Here is a 2727-nt window from a genome sequence, read left to right on the forward strand (position 1 = left end):
ATACGGCCGATGTTGGGATTCAAATCATTTCGGCGGGCGCAGACGATATTGGCAGGTATTGAGTTAGTGCACATGATATACAAAGGACAACTTCAGCACCCTGGCAGGGAGCATTTACCACCGGCAGAACAATTTTATCTATTGACTGCCTAAAAAACCGGCAGCGCAACTTTTGCTAGCTTGCCTATGCTAATGCGACAGAACCTTATTTATTGCAGACTCGGACGGCTGTTCTGAATGACGAACTAAAGGAACGATTTTCGCATTGGTACCCGAGCTTCAAAATTAGCCCGCAGACCGGCTGCATGCCGGAGGCGCCTAGGTTAGCTACAGCGGCATAAGATCATGGGTGCCCCACACTTAATGAGATGGTCCCCACCACCCTGTGAGCGGTATGCTGAAAGGGTATTTATATTTATGGAGAAGACCATCATGCAAAACGTTACGCTTATTGGTATCGACCTCGGCAAGCATTCTTTTCATGTTCACTGCCAAGATAAATCAGGCAAAGCCCTGTTGCGTAAAAAATTTACTCGCGCCAAACTGATCGAGTTTCTGGCAGGCTGCACATCGGCTACCGTTGTGATGGAATCCTGTGCCGGTTCCCACTTTATGGCTCGCCGGATCGCTGATTTAGGCCATGAAGCAAAGCTGATTTCTCCGCAATTTGTCCGTCCTTTTGTTAAAGGTAACAAGAATGACTTTGTTGATGCTGAAGCCATATGCGAAGCAGCATCCCGCCCCGCCATGCGATTTGTGCAACCACGAACTGAAGCTCAACAGGCCATGCGCGCCCTGCATCGGGTCAGAGAATCACTGGTCAGAGATAAAGTCAAAACTACTAATCAGATGCATGCTTTTTTACTGGAATTTGGTATCAGCATGCCTGTCGGGATCGCGGTGATAAAACGGCTTTCAACAGTTCTGGCAGAAAACGATCTTCCTCCCTATCTGGCACAATTGCTGATGCGTTTACACGCTCATTATCTCTATCTTATCGAACAGATCACCGAGCTTGAAACGGCACTGGAGCAGGAACTGAGTCGCGATGACGTGGGGCAACGCCTTCAGACTATACCGGGTATCGGCCCGATAACCGCCAGCGTGTTGTCATCGCAGTTGGGTGATGGCAAGCAGTATGCCAACAGTCGGTATTTTGCTGCATCAACCGGCCTGGTACCACGACAGTACAGTACTGGCGGAAAAAATACACTTCTGGGGATAAATAAACGGGGGGATAAAAATCTGCGACGGTTATTAGTCCAGTGTGCACGGGCATTTATCCAGAGGATCGATAATCAGTCTGGAAAGCTGGCTGACTGGGTCAGGACGCAGTTGGCAAGAAAACATTTCTGTGTCGTGTGCTGTGCACTGGCTAACAAATTAGCCCGGATAGCCTGGGCAATAACGACACGACAAACCGTGTTCGAAAGATGACGACAACGCTATTTAACTGACAGATAAATAGCTAATTGAAGCAGTTCCCAATCTGGTTTTGCGAAGACTGATTATTGATGACATGAACGGCCTAACGGCCTGATGAAAAACCTCAGCATGAAAATGGCTCATTGAAGCCGGACACTTTTTTAGGTTCATCAGGCGCGGAACTCATCGAGGCGCGGGCATTTTTGCCTATAGTGACGCCGGATAGATTTAAGCAAGCCCATCATAAATCAAAATCAGTGTTGCAAAAATGGTGGGGACCATAGATTTTCATGCTCTCCTAAGCCGGAACCTCAGATTTTTGGTCATGTATTCAATGTGGTTATTAGCATCACACCAGGTAATGCTCACGCTCAATGAAAGTACCGATTATCCTGTCATGCATTTCTGCAGACTTTGAGTATCCGAGAGTCTTGCGGTTTAGTCGTTTCAACCGATTACGGATATTCAAGTTTTCACGCTCAATCCGCTGCGTGTAAAGCTTGCCCCTGATGTGTTTTTCATCCAGCAACATGTCATAAGCACTGAAGTTGTCGGTACACCAGAAGGCGACATTGAAACCTGACAGCAACCCCAATAATTGGCGAAATGTCTTTTTGCTCCGACGACCAAAAACATGAGCAATAATACGTTTGAGGCGAGGCTCCCAGGCATACCAAAGCCAGCGTTGCTGCTTTTTGTTGCCCACAAATGCCCACATTTCATCGACTTCACCGATAAGCTGAATTTGCAGGTTACCCTAGCGGTCTTGCGCTTGACGATAGGTCATTTCACCTTTTTCGACCTGTTTGACAACGGCCAATTTAAAGGATAGAGGATAATCACGTTGCGTGCGTTTAACATATTGGTTCATCACATTTTCCTCAGTACATGAGTTAAATGTATCAACGCTATTTAGGACGGGTCCTAGGCAAAAATAAAGCCACCTTGTGGTGACTTGATTTTCATACTAACGGTGCGAAGGCCGGAATCGAATAATAATTTAAATTGTTGTTTTATATAAACTAAATTTAACTAAAAAAATAAAATGCCCCTTTTTTGTGCCCCCACATTGATTTTCGTTCTTTCATTTTTACTCAAAATTTACCCCATCAATTCGGTTTGGTTCCGTACTGCGGATCCAAATCAGAACCTGAAAATTATTTTTATTGTAGGATAGATGTATCCCACATTAAGGAGTTATCCCGCCATGAGAATGACTAGCCGCAAAAAAGAGATATTGAGTTTCTACGAACCGGGCAACCGTGAATGGGCTACTGGTGAGATTGGCGCACCACCCCTCGA

Annotated in this window: 1 protein-coding gene and 2 pseudogenes; 2 read left to right on the forward strand and 1 reads right to left on the reverse strand. The window is 45.9% G+C overall.

What is annotated here, in order from left to right; genetic code table 11:
- Both AEP37_RS23180 and AEP37_RS23185 read left to right on the forward strand, forming a co-directional pair.
- A pseudogene (locus tag AEP37_RS23180) lies at window positions 1-153 on the forward strand (IS6 family transposase); the annotation flags it as partial.
- A gap of 279 nt (window positions 154-432) precedes the next feature.
- Window positions 433-1437, forward strand: coding sequence for an IS110 family RNA-guided transposase (locus AEP37_RS23185; protein WP_049615537.1), 1005 nt, complete (start codon window positions 433-435; stop codon window positions 1435-1437).
- Between the two features lie 337 nt (window positions 1438-1774).
- Here AEP37_RS23185 and AEP37_RS23190 read toward each other — a convergent pair.
- Window positions 1775-2179 (reverse strand): annotated as a pseudogene (locus AEP37_RS23190) (IS1 family transposase); the annotation flags it as partial.
- Between the last annotated feature and the right edge of the window lie 548 nt (window positions 2180-2727).

Source organism: Yersinia pekkanenii, assembly GCF_001152565.1.
Classification (GTDB): Bacteria; Pseudomonadota; Gammaproteobacteria; order Enterobacterales; family Enterobacteriaceae; genus Yersinia; species Yersinia pekkanenii.